Origin of the sequence: Pseudomonas sp. MF6396 (assembly GCF_002018915.1) — a bacterium.
GTDB classification, from domain to species: Bacteria; Pseudomonadota; Gammaproteobacteria; order Pseudomonadales; family Pseudomonadaceae; genus Aquipseudomonas; species Aquipseudomonas palmensis.
In genome coordinates this window covers 273,635-292,754 of sequence record NZ_MVOK01000002.1, presented here as the reverse complement: position 1 = coordinate 292,754, position 19,120 = coordinate 273,635, and the positions used below count along the sequence as shown (strand labels likewise).

General features: G+C 59.4%; 38 protein-coding genes. 19 read left to right on the top strand and 19 right to left on the bottom strand.

Going from position 1 to position 19,120, the window contains the following annotated elements; translation table 11 throughout:
* Positions 1 to 4 precede the first annotated feature (4 nt).
* Genes MF6396_RS03145 through MF6396_RS03135 form a run of 3 tightly spaced genes read right to left on the bottom strand, consistent with a single transcriptional unit; the run spans position 5 to position 2,394 of the window.
* Positions 5 to 1,306 (bottom strand): terminase large subunit domain-containing protein, encoded by a 1,302-nt coding sequence (locus MF6396_RS03145; protein ID WP_078479689.1) that lies wholly within the window; start codon positions 1,304 to 1,306, stop codon positions 5 to 7.
* On the bottom strand, positions 1,293 to 1,754 hold the full coding sequence (locus MF6396_RS03140) for a DUF2280 domain-containing protein (protein ID WP_078479688.1): 462 nt from the start codon (positions 1,752 to 1,754) through the stop codon (positions 1,293 to 1,295). Before MF6396_RS03140 ends, MF6396_RS03145 begins: the two co-directional genes overlap by 14 nt.
* Positions 1,755 to 1,785: 31 nt before the next feature.
* Complete coding sequence (locus MF6396_RS03135) at positions 1,786 to 2,394, bottom strand: putative metallopeptidase (protein ID WP_078479722.1); 609 nt, start codon at positions 2,392 to 2,394, stop codon at positions 1,786 to 1,788.
* Positions 2,395 to 2,497: 103 nt separating this feature from the next.
* On the opposite strand from MF6396_RS03135, the gene MF6396_RS03130 reads away from it, so the two are divergent.
* The 3 genes from MF6396_RS03130 (at position 2,498) to MF6396_RS03120 (ending at position 3,742) form a co-directional block, all read left to right on the top strand.
* Positions 2,498 to 2,785, top strand: coding sequence for a hypothetical protein (locus MF6396_RS03130; protein WP_078479687.1), 288 nt, complete (start codon positions 2,498 to 2,500; stop codon positions 2,783 to 2,785).
* 141 nt (positions 2,786 to 2,926) lie between these two features.
* Entirely contained in the window at positions 2,927 to 3,280 is a 354-nt protein-coding gene (locus MF6396_RS03125; RefSeq protein WP_078479686.1) for a hypothetical protein, read from the top strand.
* Between the two features lie 75 nt (positions 3,281 to 3,355).
* Positions 3,356 to 3,742 carry a hypothetical protein gene (locus tag MF6396_RS03120; RefSeq protein ID WP_078479685.1) on the top strand — a complete coding sequence of 129 codons (387 nt, stop codon included), beginning with the start codon at positions 3,356 to 3,358 and terminating at the stop codon, positions 3,740 to 3,742.
* A 42-nt stretch (positions 3,743 to 3,784) separates the two neighbouring features.
* On the opposite strand, the gene MF6396_RS03115 is transcribed toward MF6396_RS03120, so the two are convergent.
* Both MF6396_RS03115 and MF6396_RS03110 read right to left on the bottom strand, forming a co-directional pair.
* A complete protein-coding gene (locus MF6396_RS03115; RefSeq protein ID WP_078479684.1) occupies positions 3,785 to 4,048 on the bottom strand; it encodes a hypothetical protein in 264 nt (87 codons plus the stop codon).
* Between the two features lies 1 nt (position 4,049).
* Positions 4,050 to 4,373: a hypothetical protein gene (locus MF6396_RS03110; protein ID WP_058540472.1), complete on the bottom strand. Its 324-nt coding sequence runs from the start codon at positions 4,371 to 4,373 to the stop codon at positions 4,050 to 4,052.
* Between the two features lie 88 nt (positions 4,374 to 4,461).
* Between MF6396_RS03110 and MF6396_RS03105 the strand changes: the two genes are divergently transcribed.
* Entirely contained in the window at positions 4,462 to 4,644 is a 183-nt protein-coding gene (locus MF6396_RS03105; protein WP_058540473.1) for a type II toxin-antitoxin system HicA family toxin, read from the top strand.
* 50 nt (positions 4,645 to 4,694) lie between these two features.
* Positions 4,695 to 5,330, top strand: coding sequence for a type II toxin-antitoxin system HicB family antitoxin (locus MF6396_RS03100; RefSeq protein ID WP_338013423.1), 636 nt, complete (start codon positions 4,695 to 4,697; stop codon positions 5,328 to 5,330).
* Between the two features lie 241 nt (positions 5,331 to 5,571).
* Here the strand turns inward: MF6396_RS03100 and MF6396_RS03095 are convergent, their stop codons facing one another.
* From MF6396_RS03095 to MF6396_RS03030, 14 genes are all read right to left on the bottom strand, one after another.
* A complete protein-coding gene (locus MF6396_RS03095) occupies positions 5,572 to 5,811 on the bottom strand; it encodes a hypothetical protein (RefSeq protein ID WP_058540474.1) in 240 nt (79 codons plus the stop codon).
* Between the two features lie 208 nt (positions 5,812 to 6,019).
* Positions 6,020 to 6,691 carry a hypothetical protein gene (locus MF6396_RS03090; RefSeq protein ID WP_058540475.1) on the bottom strand — a complete coding sequence of 224 codons (672 nt, stop codon included), beginning with the start codon at positions 6,689 to 6,691 and terminating at the stop codon, positions 6,020 to 6,022.
* Positions 6,688 to 6,834, bottom strand: coding sequence for a hypothetical protein (locus MF6396_RS28765; protein WP_177346314.1), 147 nt, complete (start codon positions 6,832 to 6,834; stop codon positions 6,688 to 6,690). The genes MF6396_RS03090 and MF6396_RS28765 overlap by 4 nt, the downstream gene beginning before the upstream one ends.
* Positions 6,831 to 7,433, bottom strand: a complete 603-nt coding sequence (locus MF6396_RS03085) for a recombination protein NinG (RefSeq protein ID WP_078479683.1) — start codon at positions 7,431 to 7,433, stop codon at positions 6,831 to 6,833. The genes MF6396_RS28765 and MF6396_RS03085 overlap by 4 nt, the downstream gene beginning before the upstream one ends.
* Complete coding sequence (locus tag MF6396_RS03080) at positions 7,430 to 7,876, bottom strand: recombination protein NinB (RefSeq protein ID WP_078479682.1); 447 nt, start codon at positions 7,874 to 7,876, stop codon at positions 7,430 to 7,432. The genes MF6396_RS03085 and MF6396_RS03080 overlap by 4 nt, the downstream gene beginning before the upstream one ends.
* On the bottom strand, positions 7,869 to 8,249 hold the full coding sequence (locus MF6396_RS03075) for a hypothetical protein (protein ID WP_078479681.1): 381 nt from the start codon (positions 8,247 to 8,249) through the stop codon (positions 7,869 to 7,871). The genes MF6396_RS03080 and MF6396_RS03075 overlap by 8 nt, the downstream gene beginning before the upstream one ends.
* A complete protein-coding gene (locus MF6396_RS03070; RefSeq protein WP_078479680.1) occupies positions 8,246 to 8,533 on the bottom strand; it encodes a hypothetical protein in 288 nt (95 codons plus the stop codon). Before MF6396_RS03070 ends, MF6396_RS03075 begins: the two co-directional genes overlap by 4 nt.
* On the bottom strand, positions 8,533 to 8,727 hold the full coding sequence (locus MF6396_RS03065) for a hypothetical protein (protein ID WP_078479679.1): 195 nt from the start codon (positions 8,725 to 8,727) through the stop codon (positions 8,533 to 8,535). Before MF6396_RS03065 ends, MF6396_RS03070 begins: the two co-directional genes overlap by 1 nt.
* Positions 8,727 to 9,452, bottom strand: a complete 726-nt coding sequence (locus tag MF6396_RS03060) for a replication protein P (protein WP_078479678.1) — start codon at positions 9,450 to 9,452, stop codon at positions 8,727 to 8,729. The genes MF6396_RS03065 and MF6396_RS03060 overlap by 1 nt, the downstream gene beginning before the upstream one ends.
* Complete coding sequence (locus MF6396_RS03055) at positions 9,449 to 10,216, bottom strand: DNA-binding domain-containing protein (RefSeq protein WP_078479677.1); 768 nt, start codon at positions 10,214 to 10,216, stop codon at positions 9,449 to 9,451. The genes MF6396_RS03060 and MF6396_RS03055 overlap by 4 nt, the downstream gene beginning before the upstream one ends.
* Positions 10,213 to 10,587: a hypothetical protein gene (locus tag MF6396_RS28380; protein ID WP_153046060.1), complete on the bottom strand. Its 375-nt coding sequence runs from the start codon at positions 10,585 to 10,587 to the stop codon at positions 10,213 to 10,215. The genes MF6396_RS03055 and MF6396_RS28380 overlap by 4 nt, the downstream gene beginning before the upstream one ends.
* Positions 10,584 to 11,441 (bottom strand): BRO-N domain-containing protein, encoded by an 858-nt coding sequence (locus MF6396_RS03045; protein WP_078479675.1) that lies wholly within the window; start codon positions 11,439 to 11,441, stop codon positions 10,584 to 10,586. The genes MF6396_RS28380 and MF6396_RS03045 overlap by 4 nt, the downstream gene beginning before the upstream one ends.
* 333 nt (positions 11,442 to 11,774) lie before the next feature.
* Positions 11,775 to 11,966, bottom strand: a complete 192-nt coding sequence (locus tag MF6396_RS03035) for a hypothetical protein (RefSeq protein ID WP_024718054.1) — start codon at positions 11,964 to 11,966, stop codon at positions 11,775 to 11,777.
* 27 nt (positions 11,967 to 11,993) lie between these two features.
* Positions 11,994 to 12,218, bottom strand: a complete 225-nt coding sequence (locus MF6396_RS03030) for a hypothetical protein (protein ID WP_058540486.1) — start codon at positions 12,216 to 12,218, stop codon at positions 11,994 to 11,996.
* Between the two features lie 99 nt (positions 12,219 to 12,317).
* On the opposite strand from MF6396_RS03030, the gene MF6396_RS03025 reads away from it, so the two are divergent.
* The 14 genes from MF6396_RS03025 (at position 12,318) to MF6396_RS02970 (ending at position 19,075) form a co-directional block, all read left to right on the top strand.
* Complete coding sequence (locus MF6396_RS03025) at positions 12,318 to 13,046, top strand: LexA family transcriptional regulator (RefSeq protein ID WP_078479673.1); 729 nt, start codon at positions 12,318 to 12,320, stop codon at positions 13,044 to 13,046.
* A 106-nt stretch (positions 13,047 to 13,152) separates the two neighbouring features.
* Positions 13,153 to 13,458: a hypothetical protein gene (locus tag MF6396_RS28375; RefSeq protein ID WP_078479672.1), complete on the top strand. Its 306-nt coding sequence runs from the start codon at positions 13,153 to 13,155 to the stop codon at positions 13,456 to 13,458.
* Positions 13,451 to 13,900: a hypothetical protein gene (locus tag MF6396_RS03015; RefSeq protein ID WP_078479671.1), complete on the top strand. Its 450-nt coding sequence runs from the start codon at positions 13,451 to 13,453 to the stop codon at positions 13,898 to 13,900. The genes MF6396_RS28375 and MF6396_RS03015 overlap by 8 nt, the downstream gene beginning before the upstream one ends.
* Before the next feature lie 110 nt (positions 13,901 to 14,010).
* Positions 14,011 to 14,388 carry a hypothetical protein gene (locus MF6396_RS03010; protein ID WP_078479670.1) on the top strand — a complete coding sequence of 126 codons (378 nt, stop codon included), beginning with the start codon at positions 14,011 to 14,013 and terminating at the stop codon, positions 14,386 to 14,388.
* A 476-nt stretch (positions 14,389 to 14,864) separates the two neighbouring features.
* The gene (locus tag MF6396_RS03005; RefSeq protein WP_078479669.1) at positions 14,865 to 15,086 is read left to right on the top strand and encodes a hypothetical protein; all 222 of its coding nucleotides are present in this window, start codon (positions 14,865 to 14,867) and stop codon (positions 15,084 to 15,086) included.
* A 405-nt stretch (positions 15,087 to 15,491) separates the two neighbouring features.
* Positions 15,492 to 15,731 (top strand): hypothetical protein, encoded by a 240-nt coding sequence (locus tag MF6396_RS28370; protein WP_153046059.1) that lies wholly within the window; start codon positions 15,492 to 15,494, stop codon positions 15,729 to 15,731.
* Positions 15,728 to 15,949 carry a DUF551 domain-containing protein gene (locus tag MF6396_RS03000; protein ID WP_078479668.1) on the top strand — a complete coding sequence of 74 codons (222 nt, stop codon included), beginning with the start codon at positions 15,728 to 15,730 and terminating at the stop codon, positions 15,947 to 15,949. The genes MF6396_RS28370 and MF6396_RS03000 overlap by 4 nt, the downstream gene beginning before the upstream one ends.
* Positions 15,950 to 15,969: 20 nt before the next feature.
* Complete coding sequence (locus MF6396_RS02995) at positions 15,970 to 16,386, top strand: hypothetical protein (protein ID WP_078479667.1); 417 nt, start codon at positions 15,970 to 15,972, stop codon at positions 16,384 to 16,386.
* Positions 16,383 to 16,574, top strand: a complete 192-nt coding sequence (locus tag MF6396_RS02990; protein WP_058540494.1) for a hypothetical protein — start codon at positions 16,383 to 16,385, stop codon at positions 16,572 to 16,574. Before MF6396_RS02995 ends, MF6396_RS02990 begins: the two co-directional genes overlap by 4 nt.
* A complete protein-coding gene (locus MF6396_RS28760; RefSeq protein ID WP_177332956.1) occupies positions 16,571 to 16,747 on the top strand; it encodes a hypothetical protein in 177 nt (58 codons plus the stop codon). The genes MF6396_RS02990 and MF6396_RS28760 overlap by 4 nt, the downstream gene beginning before the upstream one ends.
* Positions 16,744 to 16,980 (top strand): hypothetical protein, encoded by a 237-nt coding sequence (locus MF6396_RS02985; RefSeq protein WP_078479666.1) that lies wholly within the window; start codon positions 16,744 to 16,746, stop codon positions 16,978 to 16,980. The genes MF6396_RS28760 and MF6396_RS02985 overlap by 4 nt, the downstream gene beginning before the upstream one ends.
* A gap of 289 nt (positions 16,981 to 17,269) precedes the next feature.
* Complete coding sequence (locus MF6396_RS02980; protein WP_078479665.1) at positions 17,270 to 18,001, top strand: hypothetical protein; 732 nt, start codon at positions 17,270 to 17,272, stop codon at positions 17,999 to 18,001.
* The gene (locus MF6396_RS02975) at positions 17,998 to 18,561 is read left to right on the top strand and encodes a siphovirus Gp157 family protein (RefSeq protein ID WP_078479664.1); all 564 of its coding nucleotides are present in this window, start codon (positions 17,998 to 18,000) and stop codon (positions 18,559 to 18,561) included. Before MF6396_RS02980 ends, MF6396_RS02975 begins: the two co-directional genes overlap by 4 nt.
* A gap of 7 nt (positions 18,562 to 18,568) precedes the next feature.
* Positions 18,569 to 19,075 (top strand): hypothetical protein, encoded by a 507-nt coding sequence (locus MF6396_RS02970; RefSeq protein WP_078479663.1) that lies wholly within the window; start codon positions 18,569 to 18,571, stop codon positions 19,073 to 19,075.
* The last annotated feature ends 45 nt before the right edge of the window (positions 19,076 to 19,120 follow it).

Here is a 19,120-nt window from a genome sequence, read left to right as displayed (position 1 = left end):
GGCCTCAGAAAGTGAACGAGATCGGCACGTGAGTGACCGGCCTGCTGATCGGGTAGTCGTGGTGGATGAAGTAGCCGCCAGCGTCGTTCGCGTGGTCCACGCCGGATTTCTTGTCGGGCTCGCCGTTGGCTGCCCACACCTGCTGCTCCAAGCCATCCGCATAGGTCGGGCAGCGCAGCGGATTGATCAGGTAGCGGCGCTCGCCATTCGCGTTGCAGAACATCGCGTTCATGGCGTTGATGCGGTCTTTCACTGGCGGGTTGGCGTCGGGAGCGATCACGCCGAAGCCGGCCTGGCGAAGGATTGCGATATCGGTCTCGCTGGCATTGACCGACTTACGGGAGCCGCCCGAGGCATCCGGGTAGATCCTGATTTCGCAGGTTTTCTCGAAGTCCTTGCCGTTGTGCCGCCAGTAGCGCTCCTTGATGCGCCGGATCATGTCAGGGGTATCAAAGCCATCGATCAACTCATCAACCGCCCTGGGTTTGCCGTCTGCGCGCTTCACGTGCGTGATCGCAGCCATCTTGCCGACGTTGAAGTCCATGCCGATGAACAAGGGCTCGCCCGGCTCGACCGTGTCGAAACAGGAATTCAGCTTCCGGTCGTAGGCGTGGTAGATCGAGCCCGCGTTCAGGTTGACGAACTGGCCATTCAGGTACGCCAGGATCAACTGGGCCGGGTATGACTCCATCAGCGACGGGATGTAGTCCGGGGGCAGGTTCAGCTCGTTGTCGAACGTGCTGGCCTGTACCAAGCCGTACATGCCCTGTAGGGCTGGCTTCTCGCGCAGCTGCTTCACGAACTGCTGATAGACGAACTTGAATCCCTCGGGGGTGGTGGTCACATCAACGCCGTTCTTCAGCCCGGGCACGTTGTAGCGCATCCGGGCAATGATCTTGCGCCAGGCGTGCTCGGCCTTCAGCGCTGGCAGAACATCGAGCTCGTCGACCAGAGCGTGCCCGATCTTGAAACCCACGATGGTTTGCGGCTTCTCCATCGAGCGGCAGATGGTCGTGCTGCGGTACTGACCGCCGCTGTAGAACTCGACCTCTTTGTCGCTCTCCTTCGTCTTGACCTTCAGGCCCCAGTCGAAGGCGACCTCCTCGATCGTCGGGAAGAAGATGTCGCGGATCTGCGGGTAGGTAGGGGCGAAGTAGCCGGAGTCGATCCGAGGCCACTCCCACACGTGCTTGCACAGCGCGGCGCAGCCTACCCAGGTCTTGCCCGAGCCAAACCCAGCCACGAAGCCACGGAACTTGTTCTCCATCCGGAGGAAGTTAGCCTGGGGCACGTTAAGTGACGGCATCAGGCTTCCTCGCATCCACCACGTCTACCTGCACCCGAGTGGGCGGCACGTTGTCGTGGGGGTTTTCGTTCTTGGTCTGGCGATTCACGTAAACATCGCCGACCTCTTTGGCCGCCTGCTCCAGCAATTGGGCAGTCAGGGCCATATTCTTCATGGACTCAGCCTTCTCGGCCATCCTTCCCAGCGCTCGGAGCCGGAATGCCCGGTTGGCAATCGGGATCTCAGATGTCTCTTCACGGAACCGCTTGCGCGTGTCTTCGAACAGGATCCGCCAGCGCTTGGCCAAGTCTCGACCTGCACTCTTGGTCGGGTCATGGGACTCGCACTGCTGGCGGCTCACCTCTATGCCGAATTCTTCTCGGACAGAGGTCGCCACCTGTGCTGGGGTATCGAAACAGGCCAGGGCCTGAACGATAAAGGCTTTCACCTCGTTGCTCAGGGCCGCCATAGGTTCAATTCCGTCTTAGGTCTGTCAAAGGTCAGGCAGACTTGAGCAGACAGGTTCCGCAGGCCCTCGAAATGTTGATCTTGGCCACCTCAGGCGGCCGGCTTGCAGCTTCAATCAGCTGCTGAACGTCTTCCCCTGCTCCATAGCGGCGAACCACACCGACGAACTCTTCAACGTCGTGCCCGCGCATCTGTAACTTAGGGAGACCTTCTTGGGTGAACTTGGGCGCGCCGTACTGATCGGTCGCCTGGGCTATGTGGTAAAGCTCGTGCTCGACCAGGGCGCAGAACTCCGCGTCGGTGCATTGTGCGCAGTAGTCAGCGGCAAGGGTGATCAGGTATTCCGGCACATCGCCGAACCAGTCCCGAATCTGCTGCTCTTGGCGAGCCTTCTGCCAGCCACCGGCGCGGAACATGACCTGCTCGGCCTGGCCTAGCACCACCCTTCCCTTCTTGGTGAATCCAGAGGATGCCCAAAGCACGCCGATGTTGGCGTCGATCAGGTGAGCGTGGTCTTCGTTGTGGATGCTGCCGGTCTCGGCCAGGATCTCGCGCTGTATCCACCCCCATACATCAGATGCTGGCTGGAGCGTGAGCCACACTGAGTCGAGCAAATCTATCGTCGGTAATGGCCTGTTCATCCTGCTGGTCTCCACCGGTGCAAGTAGTAACTGCACCATGTTGAATAGCGCCTGCGTGCGCGTGGTGATTCAATCGACAGGCACTTAACAAAAGGAGATGTGCATGGAATTTTTGAAACCCCTGAGTATTTTTACTTTTGGCGCCTACTCCGCTGCCGGCGTAGCTGCAATGATCGCTCTCTACTTCCTCTTCTACGGGGCGCGATGCATGGACTTGTGGATGAAGCGTCAGCCAATGCCTTCTGACCGCGTTTGGGCATATGTCGTCATTGCCGCAGTGCTGGGTCTTATTGCTGGTAGCTTTGTTCAAGGGTTAGCAGACATCTACGCAGGGTGCGCGGCCTACGGACAGCCTGTAGGGCCATGCCTATTCCAGCAGATCGTCCAATAGGCAAACAGTCGAACCTGATTGGTTGGCGCTTTCGATCGCCTCCCAGTCGGGTTGCTTCGCAGACAAGGCTACCTACCTATTGAAATATGTCTGTTTCCCGGTAATTGTGAGCGTTTTACGACCTAAGGAGCCGAAAGGCCCATGACCGACATCACACGGCAAACACCTGACGAAAAAATGATCGAGATCACCGCTGAGTTTTTTGCAGCGCGCCTGGTCCTTGGCCAGTCACACCGCGCCTCCAGACCGGAAATTGACCGTGCTCAAAAAATGAACGACTCGCTTACCAACTTTTTGATAGGCGGCGGGTACGCACCAAACCTTGCCCATATGGGAACAATGCCGCAAAACGCCGATGGTTCATTCATCGTGGTCATCGGGCAAGACGGGGTACTCCCGCTCGCTGACAAAGTCGGGACTTATCGCGTTTCGGGGGAGGCGATTAAGTCGGTGATGGCCAGCCATTACAGCAAGTGGCTTCAGACTTGGGGCTAAGCATCAGCCTACCGCCATCCGCACGGATTGTGCCGCGCCTACCTGCGGCACTACTACTTCGCCCCAGGAGACCACATGGATATTGACCGACACGAGGCTGCCGCGATCAGAGATGAGCTGCAGCGATGGCACGACGAAGCCCGAAGCCTGATCAGTGACGCTTCTGACAAGTCGAGGCTTTCTGCAAGCAGTATTGAACACCTGAAATCAAGGCTTGTAACACTGAAAGCCGAGATCAAGGAAGCTGCAAAACATGAGACGCTTTCCCGGCGCAAGGCTGAGAGAACAGATCTCGAACGATGCTACTTTGGTCCGGCAGTCAGAAGCACCTCAGCGAACTTCCACATGCGAACAGACACCAATCCACGCAGTGAGCTTTGGTCGAGAGGGCTTTTCGAGGTGGAGATGGAGCTTTCATACAAGCTGCACGGTATCGAGAAGTTGCTGAACGACCAGTCTTAGGTTCGCGCCACGAAACGGCGCACTGCTATTTTGTGGCGCGGATCAGCCGAAGACGTGCCCGCGACGGGCCCAGGCATAGGCCACCACGCCGGCATGAAGCATCACACCGAATGGATTTACCCATTGCCCCTGCAGGGCGGTAGCGAATGCACCGAACCCGCCGATGGCAACCAGGTAGAAGGCGATGCTCAGCAGGGGCTGGTCAGCCGGGCGGACCTTGCGCAGGTAGTCACACGCTGCAGCCACCACCAGAACGCACAGGAACACGTCCAGAGCGGTCAGCGCTGAACCCAGGATGTTGTTCATATCAGGCACCTCGCGTCGCAGGGAATGCCCCTATGACTGCTTTGATGGCCGGGATGATGTTCATTGCCGTAAGGCCAAGCACGAAAGCCACGCCACACAGCAGGTCATCATTCACCCCCAAGTCAAGCTTGGGGGCCAGCCAGAGGGTTACGGGCTGGGTCAGGTACACCGAAAACCCGAAGCCGGTAGCTACAGCGGTTGCCGCCTGCCCTCGCGTCAGGTCCTTCAAGAAACCCAGGGACAGGATCGAACCGATGAAAGCAGCCATGACCACACCGTACTTGACCAGCACTACGCTGGCGGCAGTGCTCGCTGGTTCTGCCATAAAGGTCACTCCGAACAAATAACACAAAAATGTTGTATTACCACAAAATCGTGGTAGAATGGACTCATCCAAACAACGAGGCGAGGTGATGAAATACAGCGAGTTCAGACGATGGTTGAAGGCCCACGGGGTGACCTTCGAAGCCGGCAAAGGTAGCCACTTCAAAGTCACCGCCCCAAACGGCAAGCAAACGGTCTTTGCGGACCACGGCTCCAAGGAAATGAAAGAGCCAACCCGCAAAGGAATCATCAAACAGCTGGGGCTTGAATGAGCCCCCAGCTCACTCGCTTAGATCATCTCGCCTACAGAGAGGGCTGCACCATGTATGACTATCCCGTGATCATTCACGAGGACGAAAACCCAGGGGTGGCGGTAACCGCGCCGGACCTTCCAGAGTTCAACAGTGCCGGGGACGATGTCGCCGATGCGCTGCGTGAATCCGTGGACGGTATCGAAACTGCGCTGTCGATCTACGTTGATCAGCGTCGCGCCATTCCTGCCGCGTCCGAGCCCGCACCAGGCCAGCACGTCGTGCGACTGCCAGCGGTGACTGTGGCGAAGATCGTGCTGTGGAACGAGATGATGGCGCGCGATATGCGTAAGGCCGATCTATGCCGCCTGCTGGGCTTGGCCCAGACCCAAGGCGATCGCTTGGTCGACTTCCTGCACACCTCGAAGATGGAGGCTATCGAGAAGGCTTTGGCTGCGCTCGGCAAACGCCTTTCGGTTTCTGTCGAGGCTTTGCCCGAATTCATCGATTACGAGGTTCGCTACGTTCTGGATGGAAAACCAAGCGTTCTCCACTTCAAATGGAACGTTAATGCATCTGCCGATATTGCATGGAGCGTGATACAGAATCAGCTAAAACTGACCACCCCAGACGGCCTGGATGATCCAGCCCCTGAGAGCGTGTGTCGCGCCCATGGAATAACTGATGCCACCCTTCGGGCGATCTAGCGAAGACGAAAAAGCCCCGTTCAATGTCAGGACCCTGAATAGGTACGCGGTCTTTCCCGCCGTCCGCCAAGGACCATCACGCCGCCGGCACCCTGCCGCACCAGTCTCGGCGATCCAGTCTCGCGCCACCCATGAAGCGTACCGGGCATGGGTGCGCGGGCTGCCAGTGTTACTCCGTAGCACTGTACTACCGGCTTATCAGTGTCCAGGCCTCCCTAAGGCTGCCCTGGCTGCAGTGAATTCAAGTGGCTGGCGAGATATCCACGTAGTAGGCCTTGCCTACCTCCATCTTCTCGGCAACCTCAGTGACGATGCCGGCGCGGAACTCGCCATATGGCGTGTACTTGCCGTAGATCGAATCTTCGGTGGCTGGATCACTGGAGTAGATGGCGCCGAGCCGAACAGTGCAGAGCTGGCCCTGGCTGTGTTCGTTCGGGGTAACTTCGTGGCAGATCATTTTGCAGCGCATGCGATGCGACATAGCGGTTCCTCTGATGAAAGCAGGTGGGCCTATCAGTCTTTCGCCTGCTGAAAACGAAAATCCCGGCGCAGTGGCCGGGACTCTTGAGGCCCTCTTGGGGCAACAAAAAACCCGGCACTTGGCCGGGCTCTTTGTGGTCACTCCTAAACGCGCAGGAATGACAGGATGGGTTAATATTCGGCGAACCGGCAGGCCCTGTCAAGGCCCTCTATGCAACATCTTGCTCATCGAAGAACACTCCCTCCTTGGTCAGGAGCTCCCCAGCCTCAAGGAGCGCCTGATTCACCAGCGTATCCAACCCCTTGAATATCTTCCTGCGCCAGTCACGCCTGGTGCGCTCCGGCGTGCCATCGACGTCCCAGGTGTTCATGTCGTAGTTATGGGCTGGCAGGATGATGACTCCTTCACATGGCGCCTCATGACGCTGCTTGAGCTTGGCGTTGATAGCCTTCTGTGATTTCTCCACAGCCGCCTTTCTCCAGGCCGGAGCGTCATCATCCACCTCAAGCGTCACTTTCTCCACAGGCGCCCGCTCAGCGCCTCCCAGCTGCGGATACGCCCACGCTGTAACTGCCTTGGTCAGGAATAGGCGCGGGGCAGGCGAAGACACATGCGATACGATCCGCCCGATAGCGCCGACCTTCGATGCCATGTGCGTTGAGTAGCAAGCGTTCAAGGCCATCCAGTGCTTAGGCTCCAGGCAAGAGTGAAGTCTGCCAAACACCCAGCAGTCGGTGAGAAAGGCCGCCTCTTTGCCCACGATCTCGCCTTTGAGCTTGCTGGCCTGGATTTTTGGCGTGTAATCGCAGCCGCCGGCGCTATTGATCGTCTCGGATGCCAGTGCACGAATTACTGCAGAGATAACGTCGCGATAGATCATTGCCCACCCCCTGCTCGCTTGGATTTCCTCAAAATGAATTCTTCGTAGCTGCGCTTTCGGGCGACTGCGGCGCCCCAAGCAATCACGGCGCCGGATGCCACAAGCATCACGGCCAGAATGAAAAACGCCAATGCTGTGGTCATGCTGCAGCCTCCTTCAGCTGTTTGATCTTTGCCCGGTACTCGGCCTTGATGGCCTTGAGGTCGTCGATGGTGTACTTGCGGGCCTGATGAGGGCCTTCGAGGAAAGCCACCTGGTCGGCACCGATGCGCTGCACCAGCCGGATGCGGTACTCGACCGCGTTACCCGACAGATTGCGATTGCACTTCACGCACTGGCGGTGGACGTTGAGCGGCTCGAACCGCAGTTCCGGGCACGCGCCCACCGACCGGTAATGCCCGGCGTCCCAGCGGCTGCCGGTGATCAGGTCGTGATCGCTGGGCAGCGAGTCGCAGCTTATGCACGGCAGGTGCTGGTCGCGCAGGCGGATGTAGGTGTTGAATTCGGCCTGGGCCTCGCGCATGTAGTCGGCGCGGCTCTTCAGCTTCTCCTTGCGCACCTGGATCTCGCGGCGCTCACGCTGGTCGATGGCCTTGCGAGCCTTGTCACGGCTCGCCGGCGCGATGGCCAGGCCGCAGGCTGGACTGCAGACAGCCTGACCCAGGCGGCGCGGCGGGAAGCTGATGCCGCACGCGGGGTTCTTGCACTTCTTCGGGCGCGGTTGTTTGGTCGGGAGACTCATGCGGCCCTCCCCCGGCGCTCGCCGTAGATCGCCATCATCAGGTCATCCGGGTGTGGCAGCAGGAGCTGCAGATGCTCGGCGCAGTAGGCGTCCAGCAGCTCCAGGTAGGTGGTCATCTGCTGGGTGTTGAACTTGCGGGTCTTGGCCCGGCCTACGCGGTACCGGGTGCCGTCGGGCAGCTCCACCGGATGCACCTCGGCAGGCCAGAGCTTGGCCACGAAGATCTCGTGCCACTCTTCGGCGCTGGCCAGCTGGCCGTGTGAGTCGCGCAGGTGCGCCTGGATAAGCCCGTTCCACATCCACAGCAGGCGGTTCTGGGCGTCGCTGCGCTTGTTGCGCACTTCGACGATGGTCAAGCGGCGCGGCTTGGCCAGGTCCAGGCCGGTGAGGTAGCCGATCAGGCGGGCTCGATCTTGCTCGGTGCGAAGCATGAGGTCAGCCATGGGATGTCTCCTCGGCCAGTGCTGCATCAATTTTTTTCAGGACTTCAAGGGTGTGCCCACGGAACCCAACTGAGCGCTTCAGCTCCTCCAGCTCATCTCCAGATTCGGCAAGTAATCTGCGTAATGCCTTGGCCTCAGCCCTCGCATCATTCAGCGCAAATGCCAGCCTCATCTTGTCAGCGGCGTAGGCGTCGCGCGCTTCGCCAGCAAGATTCAGCTCTGCCAGCAGTTGGAGAGCGACCTCCTCCACGGTGTGCGCCCCAAGGAATCCATCCAGAGCGTCGGTATGCACCTGCAGATCCTGTTCTCCAGCCTTCCAGGCGCCTACCACCGCCCATAGCAGGGGCTGGAGCTTTGATTTGTCGATGGTCATGGGGACACCTTCAGGCCCTGGGCCTCGATGGCGGCCCTTACGTCCGCACAGAACCGCACTTCGTCGAAACCGCGAAGACTGCAGTACTTTCCTTCCTTGCGATTCGGCAGCTCCACCACCACGGCCTCGCTGGAGGCCTGCCAAGCCCACCATGCTGAACGCACGTTGACGGTGTTTTGCTCGAGCATGTGCAGGGCTGAGCTGCGGAACCCTTCGCCAAGCAGGCGAACCTCTTCCTCGACGAATGCTGCCTCGAACTCAGCGCGCATCTTGTTGGTGTCCATCAGTGCTTCTCCCAAGGCAGCAAGATCGCTTCGCAGGCGCGCGCGATCTCCGAAAAGTCTCTGCGGTTTTGCCAGAGCACAGCAGCCGCGAAAATCAGGGGCATCACGGGCAGGATCGTCAGCAGGTACATGCGGGCCAGCCAAGGGAGCCGGATCATCCACGGCTTGATGCCACGCGGATTGAACTTGCGCATCACACGCCCTCCCCGGCCGGCTGCCCGGCGCGCTTGATGTTCAACTTGGCCAGCAGGTGTGCACGGCACGCGGCGGCGCTGGATGGGATCTGCTGGACCTCGAGCAGGCGGGCCTGCTTCTGCCTTGCATGCTCTTCGGCAAGCTCGGCGGCGCTCTTCTGGCTGTCGTGGCCGATGCCGGTGGCGATCTTGCCGTCCAGTGGCTGGCCGTCCTGGGCGCGGCGCAGCACGATCTGGTAGGCGCGGTCGAAGCGCGCTTGCAGACCCTTGTCGCTTTGCTGGGCGGCGCGCAGGTCGAACAGGCCGGTGGCCACAGCGGCGATCTTCACGCCCTCGTGGCTGTACATGCCCATCAGCGCCTCAATCCAGGCGTCGGCCGGCGCCGGCATACCGAAGTCCTCAGGAGTCGGCTGGCACATGGCGATGAACTCGCCCACGCTCGGTGCGAAAGGCTTCTTGAGCCTGCGGCACTTCTCGATGCCGAACTCGATCTGCTCGATGGTGCGGATGCCTTGGGCGGCGAACTCCTTGATCCATTCTTCCTTGGCAGCCGCCAGAGCCTCTGTGGAGGGCCAGGCTTGGCGCCAAGCAGGGAAGATGCCCCGTAGGCGCCTGAACAGGCCGTTAACCACCTCAGCGGTCTCCAGGGAGACCACAACGGGGCCGCCATGCAGCTCTGGTGGCCGGTTGTTCATTGACGTCATCAGTTGGTTGGCTGATCTCATGTGCGCACCATCAGCCCTTCGGCCCAGGTCGAGTCGTTGAAGTCGGGTTCGTTGGAGCGGGTACCGCGTTGCTGTGCACCCGGCAGCACCTTCTCCGGGAACAGGCCGGTCCAGCCGTTGCTGATCGACTGGTTGATCACGGCGTCGGGTGCCGGGTGGTTGGCCAGGGCTTTGGCCTGCTGCTCGCACGTCTTGGCGGTCAGCGGCTTGCGGATCTCAACGCGGTGCTGGCACCAGTCGGCCCAGGTCTGCTCGCTGACGTTGCCGGGCTTGGCAGTCAGGGGATTGAACTTGGCCGACTTCTTCGCCCGAGAGGGAGCGTCAGCGACCGTGGGCTCAGTCCTTGATTGAGTAGAAGAATCCTTTATTGAGTAGTTGTCGGTTTTCCCACAGTTCGGAAAACCCACACTTCGGTTAACCGAATACTCGGAAACCTGTAGGTTCGGTTCGTAGTGGACGATGATGCGGCGACCCAGCACCTTGCCCGACCCTTCCTCGCGCATGACCTCATGGGTTACCAGGCCAATCTCGCGCAGGTAGGCCATGGCTTTCGAGTAGCGGTCGCGGCCGATGGAGAACCGGTCTTGCAGGTACGAGCCGATCACCTTCCAGTCGCTGGAGCGGGTTTGCAGGTAGATCCAGATGGCCAGGGCGTCTGGGTTCTCGATCAGGGCAACAACGTCGTTGCTGACCGAGCTGTATGGGGCCTGCTTGGCGTACAGGATGGTCGGCGTGGCCTTTTCCACGTTCACAGGCTTGGTCATTGGCCGCGCTCCTTGGAAATAGCTACGGCGGCCGCCCATACCTTGCACCAACCGCACTCAGTTCCAGCCCGGTCGCCGTTGTCTTCATCCCATATCCCTGGGACGGCATGGCAGTGACCAGGCGCATTACCATCGTTACGAGTAACGCGGCTGGGCACTTCGTTGATGACCGCTTGAATCGCAGAAACCAGCCTTTCGTTCTCGGTCTTGAGCTGGTCCCGCTCATCAAGAGCGGTTTTAACCCCCATGCGGCGACCCTCGTCGTAACCGGATTGCCACTCGCTCTTGTCCGGCTGGCAGCCACCGTGGAGTGAGCACATGCCCGGATGCTGGCAGCGCTGCATCGACTTTCTGCAAATCCAGTCGCTCATGCTGCACCCCGCACGGCCTTGTCGTGGGTGTGCAGGCCGTCCCAGTTCTTCTTCATGGGCAGATCGCCGGCCAGGTACAGCTCGTACAGGCGCACGGCGCCCTTGCGCAGCAGCACAGGTGTGAAGCTGATGAAGGGCTCCCTGCCGTGCGGGGTGATCTCCTGCTGATGCTCGGTCATGTACTTGTCGCGGGCGTACGAGCCGACGCGCCAGCGGGTGCCGGACTTGCTCTCGTTGTAGAGCCAGCTGCGGCCTTCCAGGTAGTGGCCGATCTGCATGACGTTGACCCCATTGAGGCCCTTGCAGAACTGGGTGGCGGTCATGCCTTCCTTGAACAGGTTTTCGAGGTGCTCAATCTTGGTGGCCTGGGCCTTCAATTCGACGGTCAGCAGAACGCGGGCCTTCTCCGACTCCAGCGCCATCTGGAGGATTTCCAGCTTGCTGAGGTCGGCGGGCTGGGCGGGGGCGGTATAGCCACCCGTTTTGCGAATGCTGGGCAGCACTTCGCTCACCACCCACTCCTCAAAGCGTTCGGCTTGAGGCATCTTCGAGCGCATTACCAGCCGGTATACGTCACGCTCGGGGATGATGTTTGCCGAAGGGCCAAGGGTGAACGAATCGTTCACCCCCACCGGGCGCGGGCTTTTGCAGTGGTCGCGCACGGCTTTTTGGGGATTGGAATAGCCGAGACCTTCAGCGACATCGCGGGCAGAGAACCAGGGCTCACCATCAACGAGCACGACACGAACGTCGAACCCCTCGAAATTGAACAGGTTTACTGTGCGCGCCACGAAATCGTGGTTCGCATTTTGTGGCGCGAGGGCGACGGTATTGCTTTGGATGGTCTGGTGCATATATGATGACCTCACACAAGCGTTACGAATGCAGTACAAGAAGCCGGTCTAGCCACCGGCTTTTTTGCGTCTGCGGTTTGGGTGTTGGTGTTTTCAACGGCAGTTCCTCATGAGTCCCTCAGGGGCTTATCAGCCCTTTCGAAACGACCGAACATTGCTTCGGCCGGGCTCTGTTCTCGTCATCCGGTCGAGAGCCTCATTGATGATTCGTGCCGCCAGTTGCTCAGGGGTTAAGCCCTTCTGCCTGGCAAGAAGCTCCAGATCTGAATTGCCCTTCCCGTCGAGCTGGATTCCCAGCTCTTTGCTTTCTGGCACAGGGCCTCCTCGGCCACTTCAGGCCGCGTCAGTGTTCGCGTTAAGCTCTTGCATCATCTGGTCGAGACCGCGCTCCAAAATTTCCCTGGCGAGCACAGCCTTCTGCGTGCGCTTGAAACGAGCCATCGCCGAAAGCAAGTCGTCGGCAGCCTCATCCAAGCGAACCTTGGTGGGCTTGTTGTGCAAGTGGTCGGGGTCGAAGTACGACACGGTGGGTTCCTTTGTGGTTGAAAGTGGTTAAGCAGCGGTTTTCTTGGTAATGGCGCTGGACTGGGAAGCGTCTTCCTTGGCTTCTTCCTCCAGGGCCTTGAAGACGTCTGGGCGAGCCACGCGCAGAAACATCATTCGGGCACGAGGAATGCCGTGCTTTTTCCAATCGCTCACCGATGGCGGGCGTACCTCGCACAGCTCGGCTACGCGAAATGTCCCACCCAGAGCGTCGATAATTGCGCTGGGGTTCATGCCTAGTCTCTCCGGCTGGAATCTTAGGTAGAGATATTAGGCATACCTTTTATCCAGGTCAATAGGAATACCTTAGATGCGCAGTGTTAGGCTGACCTAATGAGCACACTTCAAGAACGTTTGCGGCAAGTAATGGCTGGACCTCCGAAAATCTCGCAGGCTGCTTTGGCTCGGGCGTGCGGTATCAAGCCGCCGTCCGTGAATGATTGGATTTCTGGAAAAACCAAGACCATTGAAGGGCAAAATCTGCTTCGCGCTGCCGAATTTTTGAAGGTAACGCCAATGTGGCTGGCGACGGGAAAGGGTGCGATGCGAAAAGCAGGCCCTGCAGTTGCGCCAGTCTCGAATGCCGCCATGCTCGGCCCGATTTCCGTGTGGGACGACGACACCCCGCTGGATGATGACGAGGTTTACGTGCCGTTCCTCAAGGAAGTTGAACTGTCCGCAGGATCGGGACGCACCGTTATCGAGAAGTCGAGCAGTAGAAAGCTCCGCTTCGGCAAACAGACGCTACGCAACCAGGGCGTGCAGTTCGACCAGGCCGTGTGCGTGACGGTGCACGGCAATAGCATGGAGCCAGTCCTGCCGGACGGCAGCACAGTCGGTGTCGACAAATCATCGACCGCAGTGAAGGACGGCAAGATGTACGCGATCGACCACGGCGGCGAACTGCGCGTGAAAACGCTTTACCGGATGCCAGGCGGCGGTCTGCGCTTCCGCAGCTTCAACCAAGATGAACACCCTGACGAGGAGTACACCGCGCAGCAGCTGGCTGAGAGCGGGATCAGCGTGCTGGGCAAGGTGTTCTGGTACTCCGTCCTGCTCTGATCACCACCCTGGTGAAGAAGCCTAGGAATGAGAAGGTGCATGGGAAGGGCCCACTCGACACAGAAACTAGCTACCCTTTCCAGTCTCGTGTAGTTAAGGAAAACAAATGATCGAAGATTCTGAAACCTATTTAGGAAGGACGCTTTCCTTTGGTGATGCCGTACGATTCCTGGAGACGGTATGCCAGCCGGGTGTTTGCCCAATTTGCAATGCCAAATCTTGGCAGATCCCAATGCAGTCTGCGGAAAGTCCGGTCAGCCTGGTGCAGTCAGGATTGACATTTCATTCAGTGCCCGAGCTTGAGCTCAAAATGTTTTGTAATAAGTGTGGTTTTCTAAGGTCTCACAGCTTGTCATTCATTTTTAACTGGTTAGATCAAAACCCTGCGGATGGCGATGGTAGCAATGAGTGAGTACGGGAAATTAATACAGATGCCAGGTGTCCCTGCAGGTGACATATCGCGTGAGAAAGCTAATACTGAAGCCATGAACGATATCACCCGGGAAGAACTGAACGCGCGCCTTGAGAACCAACAACTCAAGGCTGACGCTCGCCTGAAAGATTTTGAAGGCCGGATTGCTGACGGATTCACGCAGATCAATCACAGCCTACAGCTCCTCGATAAGGACCTTTCAGGCGTAAAAGGACTGCGCGGCACGATCATCACGAATTCAATCGTCTCCGTGATAGCTATCGTCGGCATTGTTATCGCCGTAATGGCCTACGGCGTCTCTAATTTTGACTCGGGGCGAGACACCGCCGCAGCGATTCAAGAGGTCAAGCAGCAATCAGCAGAAGCAAAGGCTCTACTTGAACAGATCAAAGCGCAGCAAGCCAAGAGCACCGGTCCGTAAGCTATCAAATTCCAATTAGAGCCCGCCTGCCCCGCGGGCTTTTATTTGTCCGGATGATGACAAACGGCCGGAGTGTTAGGATGGCGCCTTCATGAAATGGAGGTCTTCCGGTGGAATCGCCTGACAAGAAGTGCCCTTACTGCGCCGAGGATATCAAGGCCGAGGCCATTCGCTGCAAGCACTGCGGCATGAGTTTGCTTACTGGCACCCATGATGGACAAGTTCCGGCAAAGCCTCGCAAGCCGATCTGGCCATGGATAGTTCTAACTCCCATCCTGCTGCTTGGGGCCCTGATGATCATCGGCGCCCTTTCAGGACCTCCAGACGAGAAAAGCAAGGCTAGAGCGGCCATCGACCTTTGCTGGAAAGGCGTGGATGACGAACTGCAATCTCTGGATGCTCGCAGGTTCGTCCGCGGCACTTGCCAGATGATGGTGGAAAAATTCGAAAGGCAGTACGGCCGATCTGCCTCGCTCCGTCGCGAATAACCCCGGCCTTCTCGCAACACGAGCCCGCCTAATGCGGGCTTTTTTGTGTCCGAACAAAAAAAGTTAGGAATACCTATTGACTGAAAAAGAAGGAATGCCTAATGTTCACCCCATCGAGGCGCTACACAGCCCCTCGGGAGGCCCTCAACCGGGCCGCCGCTCTTTCACATCGATGGGAACCTCGCGGATCGATCCCGGCAACGGTACAGCGCGAGCAATAAATTCGATCCCCATGCCAGCTCTGGAACTGGCTACTGCGAAGTGAACCTTCGCCTGCTCAACGTCACGACGAGCGCCAGTCAGCCAGGAACACAGGGTTGGCCGCGCAAGACGGGCCGAGGGTTGCGCTTCAAACCGTCTCCCTGAAAGGTCCAGCTAAAAGGGCATCTATAGGCGCTTGGAGTGACCGCAACATGAGATTTTCTCGGTGCCCTTCTCGCGAGGGGCATCCGGAAAATCAACCGGAGGGATTCACGATGTTCAACATGGCAACCATGGCGGCTGATGAATGCCGCATCGACGCTGAAGAGCGCGCCTACTACCGCTGGATCGACAAGGCATCCAAGGTGCTCGGTCAGCAGGTGGCCTTGGGCTCGCAGGAAGAAAGCGACCTGGGCGATTTCTACGCCGATGGCTGCACCCCGGCCGAGGCCGTAACTGAGCTGTTGGCGCAGCAAGCGCTTGAGCGCGCAGCCTGAACAACCAGCGCCACGTCAGCCTGACGTTAACTGCCCGATGCCCTGCTCCCCATCGCAGGCTGCATCGGAGGTGGCAATCCCGCTGAGCGGTTCGATTCCGCAAGCCGAGAGGCGATCAATGGTGCGGCCCGGATTGCCACCCCCGATGCAGTTTTCATCGATTTAAAGCGCATCACCGTATGCCGTATGCAAGTTAAGGCTCACCGCAGCAAACATTAATCGACGTACACGCAGGCGAATCCGGGGCCAGCCGGCCAGGCCAGATGCATGTGAGGTAGCGCTCACCGCCTGCACCCCTTCCCTTCACATCGACCGCATTGGCAGGCGCCAGGCCACCTTTCACGGTGGGTTTGGTCACCCGCGCCTGGCTCCTGACCAATGCGGTTGGCTACCGAGGTTTACACGATGAGAAAAGACACAAGCGGACCGGCATTTCCGGTCCCGCTGCCGAATGGCGAGTCATATCAGGGTCACCTTCCTCATGACGGCATGACGCTGCGCGATTACTTCGCAGCCAAGGCGCTGGCGGGTTTCTCTGCCAATCCGTCGATGATCGACAGCAACGACAGCAAGGCGATCGCCTACATGGCTGACTCTGCCTACCAAGTTGCCGACGCCATGCTCGCCGCCCGGGTGAAGCCATGAGCGGCTGGATCAAGTGCAGCGACAGGCTTCCTCAGCTGCCCAAGGGTGGCGGCAAGGCCTGGGTTATCGCCTACACACCAGCACGAAAAGCACAGAGCGCCTTCAACGGCGCCCGCTTCCTCTACTGGAACGGCATCGACTGGCGTTATGGCGATGGCTCACGTTTCGAGCACTGCGTGACGCACTGGCAGCCACACCTCACCCCACCCACCGAGTAACCCACCACCTGGAGGCCGCCATGGGCGCACTTCGAGCAGCACAGTTTGAGTACGACAACCGGCAGCCGCCTCCAGTGATCGATGCTCTGGCGGATGCGCGCTTGGCCTGGCAGGAAGAAGCCGGGGAGCAGTTGGCCCGGGGCTGCGACATCAAAGTGCAGCGCCGCCTGCGGGCGCCGCGCATCGTCACCTTCGCTGAGTTCAAGACCCACATCCAGATGCTCCTGCTGAAGCGCTGGGAGGACGGCGAGGACAAAGGCGACTGGTTGGCTGAGATCGTCATCCAAGCGGCCTTTGGCGAGCCCTGCAGGACCACAGCAGCGAGTCTGCTGGGCGACGACAAACCGGATCGTCGTCTCATCGATGTGGCGGCAGAGTTCCTTGAGCCGCTGGCCGATGACGCACTGATCGCCCAGCAAGAGGATGCCGAGCTATGAGCCCGCACATCCTGATCGACCAGGAGCTGGATGCTATGTCGCATCCAGGCACCCCGCTCAGCTGGAGCGTCATGCTCCAGCGCCAGCTCACCGAAATGATGGCGGATCAGCGCATCACCATCGAAGAGTTCAACCACTACTGCGCACGACTCAACAGGGTTGTTGATGGGCGCAAGGAGGCTGCATGACCACGCCAATCGTGAAGACGCTCATCGACGAGCAGGTCGAAGAAGTGAACGCCACCCAGGTGCGCGGCACCCTGCGGTTCCCGGTGGGCATGCGTGTCGCGGACCTGCCGTACCCGATCAAGGCCGACTGGCTGAAGCGCCGGCCAATCGCGCGGCCGAGGCCATGCCCATGACTGATCTTCTCAACATGGAAAAGATCAATGCGTTACCTCAGCCGATTTTTGCATGGCTGCACAGCGGCTGGTGGCCTGTGCACGACATTGAAGTTCAGACCGGAATGATGCGAATCGACGCGTGCGGAATGCTCGACGTGATGAGCTTTAGCGATGCACTGATGATCCGCGATGACGCTGGCCAAACCCACGATACCGACGATTTCTATCTGGAAGCTGGAGTCGGGCCATGACCAGCTACCAGCGCGCCCGCCGTCTGGTCATCTGGCGCGGCAGCTTCACCACCCTCTTCATCTGCACTGCCTGGATGCTTGCGAGCGCCCTGGCCGGCACCCTCACTTCCTGAATTCACACCCGGCGCACGGCGGGCCCCATCGGGGATAACCGTACCCCTCCGGGAGCGTAAGCGGCGAGAGCGCGCAACCATCCACCGCAGCCAGGGCCTGGAGCGTACCTCCAATCTGGGTGACCTGGCATTTCCCTATTCCAACTGACGGCGCCGGCCTGGCGCGAGGTGCACCAATGTCCGAATCCAACATGCGCATCTGGGCGCAGGTCGACAAGACCGATACCAGGTTCACCAAGGACGCCAAGGTCGGCGGCCAGCAGATCACCAGCCTCAATGGCACGGCGATGATCATGAAGGCCACCGAGGTCTTCGGCCCGGCCGGCATCGGCTTCGGCTGGAACGTGGTTGAGGAGCGCTTCGACAAAGGCGCCGAAATGTTCAACGGTGAAGGAGACAAGCGCGTAAGTCTCGGCTTCGAGCTGAACCACACCATCAAGATCACCTTCTGGTTCGTTCTGGACGGCCAGCGCGGCGAGATCGAGCAGTACGGCTGCACCCAGTACCTCTACAAGTCCAAGTACGGCACAACGACCGATGGCGAGGCGCCGAAGAAGTCGCTGACCGACGCCATCAAGAAGGCCCTTTCCATGCTTGGCTTCAGCGCCGACGTGTTCCTGGGCATGTTCGACGACGTGAACTACCGGCAGCAGCTTGAGGCTGAGCAGGCCATCGAGCAGGCAGAAGACCGCGACGCTGAAATCGAGCGACAGAAGCAGGAGCGGCTGGACTACATCAAGTCGGCGGTGGATGCCATGCAAGGCGCCCAAACACTGAGCGAACTCAAGAGGCTCCATGACGCCGCGGTGCGCAAACTCACTGCACGCAGAGACGAGCCGGGCGTGAAGCGCATCGCCAAAGAACTCGCGACTCTTTCACCGAAGTTCAACCAGGAGGCCGCAGCATGACCCAGCTCTACAAGCTCACCGGCCAAATGGCCGAGCTGGCCGCAATGTGTGAGACCGACGATGAAAGCCTGATCCAGGCCATTCAAGACACCATGGCTGGAATCCAGGGCGAGTTTGAGGACAAGGCTGACAACATCGTCATGCTGCGCCGGAATCTCGAGGGAGACATCGGCGCTATCGACGCGGAGATGGCTCGCCTCGCTGAGCTCAAGCGCATCAAGAGCAACAGCGTGACAGAGATAACCGACTACCTGCGCCGCAACATGGACGCGGCCAACATCAAGTCGATCAAGCGCCCGCTGTTCACCATCAGCTTGGTCTCTGGAAAGGAAAAAGTGATCGTAGACAACGAGCAGGCCCTCCCTGATGAGATGACCACGGTCGCCACCAAGATTGTTCCCGACAAGAACGCCATCGCCGCCAAGCTCAAGGCTGACCGCGAGCACAACGTAGCAGTTAAAAAGCGCATGGACGCCGGCGAAGACTGCGAGCACGAACTCATCCCTGAGCCAGCCTGGGCCCACCTTGAGCGCGGCGAGAGCTCCATCCGGATCAAGTGAGGATGCCATGACCGACAATCAAATCATCGCCGGCGCCCAGCGCCAGGCAGAACTGGAGGCAGCTAAGGCTGCCTTCTTCGCATCTGGCGGCCGGGTGGTCGAGCTCCAGGGGTTCAACTACAAGCCGCGCCCGCCCAAGGCAGCTGGCTCCGATCAGATCTTTTCCATCAAGTCGGAGGCCCAGAAGAAGCGCGCGGCAGAAGCCAGGCGAATCGCGGAAATCCGCGAAATGTCGAAAACCATGACGCAGGCCGAAGTGATGGAGTCCACGGGGTTATCCAGGAAGCAGCTGTTCAAGCTCTCTGAAAAGTACGGCATCGCTTTTCAGTCGGCCAAGGCCCGAGAGCACGAAGAATGCCGGCGGCGCCGGGAAGCGCTTTCAGGGTTCGTGCGGTACTGCGCAGAAGATCAGGGCATGAACAGGACCGATACCGCCGAGGCGCTGGGTGTCAGCCGGGCGCTGATCTCGACCATCCAGAAAGAGTTCGACATCAAATTCCAGGCGGCCCAATGAGGCGCATCAACAACCGAGTGCAGCAGCGCCGCCGGCAGTTGCACG

What these genes read in the sequence shown, in the direction of transcription:
- MF6396_RS02970 (WP_078479663.1), top strand. Translation starts at nt 18,569, where the DNA reads ATGACCGACAATCAAATCATCGCCGGCGCCCAGCGCCAGGCAGAACTG.
- MF6396_RS03090 (WP_058540475.1), bottom strand. Translation starts at nt 6,691, where the DNA reads ATGATCTATCGCGACGTTATCTCTGCAGTAATTCGTGCACTGGCATCC.
- MF6396_RS03085 (WP_078479683.1), bottom strand. Translation starts at nt 7,433, where the DNA reads ATGAGTCTCCCGACCAAACAACCGCGCCCGAAGAAGTGCAAGAACCCC.
- MF6396_RS03080 (WP_078479682.1), bottom strand. Translation starts at nt 7,876, where the DNA reads ATGGCTGACCTCATGCTTCGCACCGAGCAAGATCGAGCCCGCCTGATC.
- MF6396_RS03070 (WP_078479680.1), bottom strand. Translation starts at nt 8,533, where the DNA reads ATGGACACCAACAAGATGCGCGCTGAGTTCGAGGCAGCATTCGTCGAG.
- MF6396_RS28370 (WP_153046059.1), top strand. Translation starts at nt 15,492, where the DNA reads ATGAGAAAAGACACAAGCGGACCGGCATTTCCGGTCCCGCTGCCGAAT.
- MF6396_RS03115 (WP_078479684.1), bottom strand. Translation starts at nt 4,048, where the DNA reads ATGAACAACATCCTGGGTTCAGCGCTGACCGCTCTGGACGTGTTCCTG.
- MF6396_RS03005 (WP_078479669.1), top strand. Translation starts at nt 14,865, where the DNA reads ATGTTCAACATGGCAACCATGGCGGCTGATGAATGCCGCATCGACGCT.
- MF6396_RS03055 (WP_078479677.1), bottom strand. Translation starts at nt 10,216, where the DNA reads ATGACCAAGCCTGTGAACGTGGAAAAGGCCACGCCGACCATCCTGTAC.
- MF6396_RS03130 (WP_078479687.1), top strand. Translation starts at nt 2,498, where the DNA reads ATGGAATTTTTGAAACCCCTGAGTATTTTTACTTTTGGCGCCTACTCC.
- MF6396_RS02975 (WP_078479664.1), top strand. Translation starts at nt 17,998, where the DNA reads ATGACCCAGCTCTACAAGCTCACCGGCCAAATGGCCGAGCTGGCCGCA.
- MF6396_RS02995 (WP_078479667.1), top strand. Translation starts at nt 15,970, where the DNA reads ATGGGCGCACTTCGAGCAGCACAGTTTGAGTACGACAACCGGCAGCCG.
- MF6396_RS03030 (WP_058540486.1), bottom strand. Translation starts at nt 12,218, where the DNA reads ATGAACCCCAGCGCAATTATCGACGCTCTGGGTGGGACATTTCGCGTA.
- MF6396_RS03105 (WP_058540473.1), top strand. Translation starts at nt 4,462, where the DNA reads ATGAAATACAGCGAGTTCAGACGATGGTTGAAGGCCCACGGGGTGACC.
- MF6396_RS03000 (WP_078479668.1), top strand. Translation starts at nt 15,728, where the DNA reads ATGAGCGGCTGGATCAAGTGCAGCGACAGGCTTCCTCAGCTGCCCAAG.
- MF6396_RS28765 (WP_177346314.1), bottom strand. Translation starts at nt 6,834, where the DNA reads ATGACCACAGCATTGGCGTTTTTCATTCTGGCCGTGATGCTTGTGGCA.
- MF6396_RS03025 (WP_078479673.1), top strand. Translation starts at nt 12,318, where the DNA reads ATGAGCACACTTCAAGAACGTTTGCGGCAAGTAATGGCTGGACCTCCG.
- MF6396_RS28760 (WP_177332956.1), top strand. Translation starts at nt 16,571, where the DNA reads ATGACCACGCCAATCGTGAAGACGCTCATCGACGAGCAGGTCGAAGAA.
- MF6396_RS03060 (WP_078479678.1), bottom strand. Translation starts at nt 9,452, where the DNA reads ATGAGATCAGCCAACCAACTGATGACGTCAATGAACAACCGGCCACCA.
- MF6396_RS03110 (WP_058540472.1), bottom strand. Translation starts at nt 4,373, where the DNA reads ATGGCAGAACCAGCGAGCACTGCCGCCAGCGTAGTGCTGGTCAAGTAC.
- MF6396_RS02985 (WP_078479666.1), top strand. Translation starts at nt 16,744, where the DNA reads ATGACTGATCTTCTCAACATGGAAAAGATCAATGCGTTACCTCAGCCG.
- MF6396_RS03045 (WP_078479675.1), bottom strand. Translation starts at nt 11,441, where the DNA reads ATGCACCAGACCATCCAAAGCAATACCGTCGCCCTCGCGCCACAAAAT.
- MF6396_RS03100 (WP_338013423.1), top strand. Translation starts at nt 4,695, where the DNA reads ATGTATGACTATCCCGTGATCATTCACGAGGACGAAAACCCAGGGGTG.
- MF6396_RS03065 (WP_078479679.1), bottom strand. Translation starts at nt 8,727, where the DNA reads ATGCGCAAGTTCAATCCGCGTGGCATCAAGCCGTGGATGATCCGGCTC.
- MF6396_RS03145 (WP_078479689.1), bottom strand. Translation starts at nt 1,306, where the DNA reads ATGCCGTCACTTAACGTGCCCCAGGCTAACTTCCTCCGGATGGAGAAC.
- MF6396_RS02990 (WP_058540494.1), top strand. Translation starts at nt 16,383, where the DNA reads ATGAGCCCGCACATCCTGATCGACCAGGAGCTGGATGCTATGTCGCAT.
- MF6396_RS03015 (WP_078479671.1), top strand. Translation starts at nt 13,451, where the DNA reads ATGAGTGAGTACGGGAAATTAATACAGATGCCAGGTGTCCCTGCAGGT.
- MF6396_RS28380 (WP_153046060.1), bottom strand. Translation starts at nt 10,587, where the DNA reads ATGAGCGACTGGATTTGCAGAAAGTCGATGCAGCGCTGCCAGCATCCG.
- MF6396_RS03075 (WP_078479681.1), bottom strand. Translation starts at nt 8,249, where the DNA reads ATGACCATCGACAAATCAAAGCTCCAGCCCCTGCTATGGGCGGTGGTA.
- MF6396_RS03140 (WP_078479688.1), bottom strand. Translation starts at nt 1,754, where the DNA reads ATGGCGGCCCTGAGCAACGAGGTGAAAGCCTTTATCGTTCAGGCCCTG.
- MF6396_RS03120 (WP_078479685.1), top strand. Translation starts at nt 3,356, where the DNA reads ATGGATATTGACCGACACGAGGCTGCCGCGATCAGAGATGAGCTGCAG.
- MF6396_RS03095 (WP_058540474.1), bottom strand. Translation starts at nt 5,811, where the DNA reads ATGTCGCATCGCATGCGCTGCAAAATGATCTGCCACGAAGTTACCCCG.
- MF6396_RS28375 (WP_078479672.1), top strand. Translation starts at nt 13,153, where the DNA reads ATGATCGAAGATTCTGAAACCTATTTAGGAAGGACGCTTTCCTTTGGT.
- MF6396_RS02980 (WP_078479665.1), top strand. Translation starts at nt 17,270, where the DNA reads ATGTCCGAATCCAACATGCGCATCTGGGCGCAGGTCGACAAGACCGAT.
- MF6396_RS03135 (WP_078479722.1), bottom strand. Translation starts at nt 2,394, where the DNA reads ATGAACAGGCCATTACCGACGATAGATTTGCTCGACTCAGTGTGGCTC.
- MF6396_RS03125 (WP_078479686.1), top strand. Translation starts at nt 2,927, where the DNA reads ATGACCGACATCACACGGCAAACACCTGACGAAAAAATGATCGAGATC.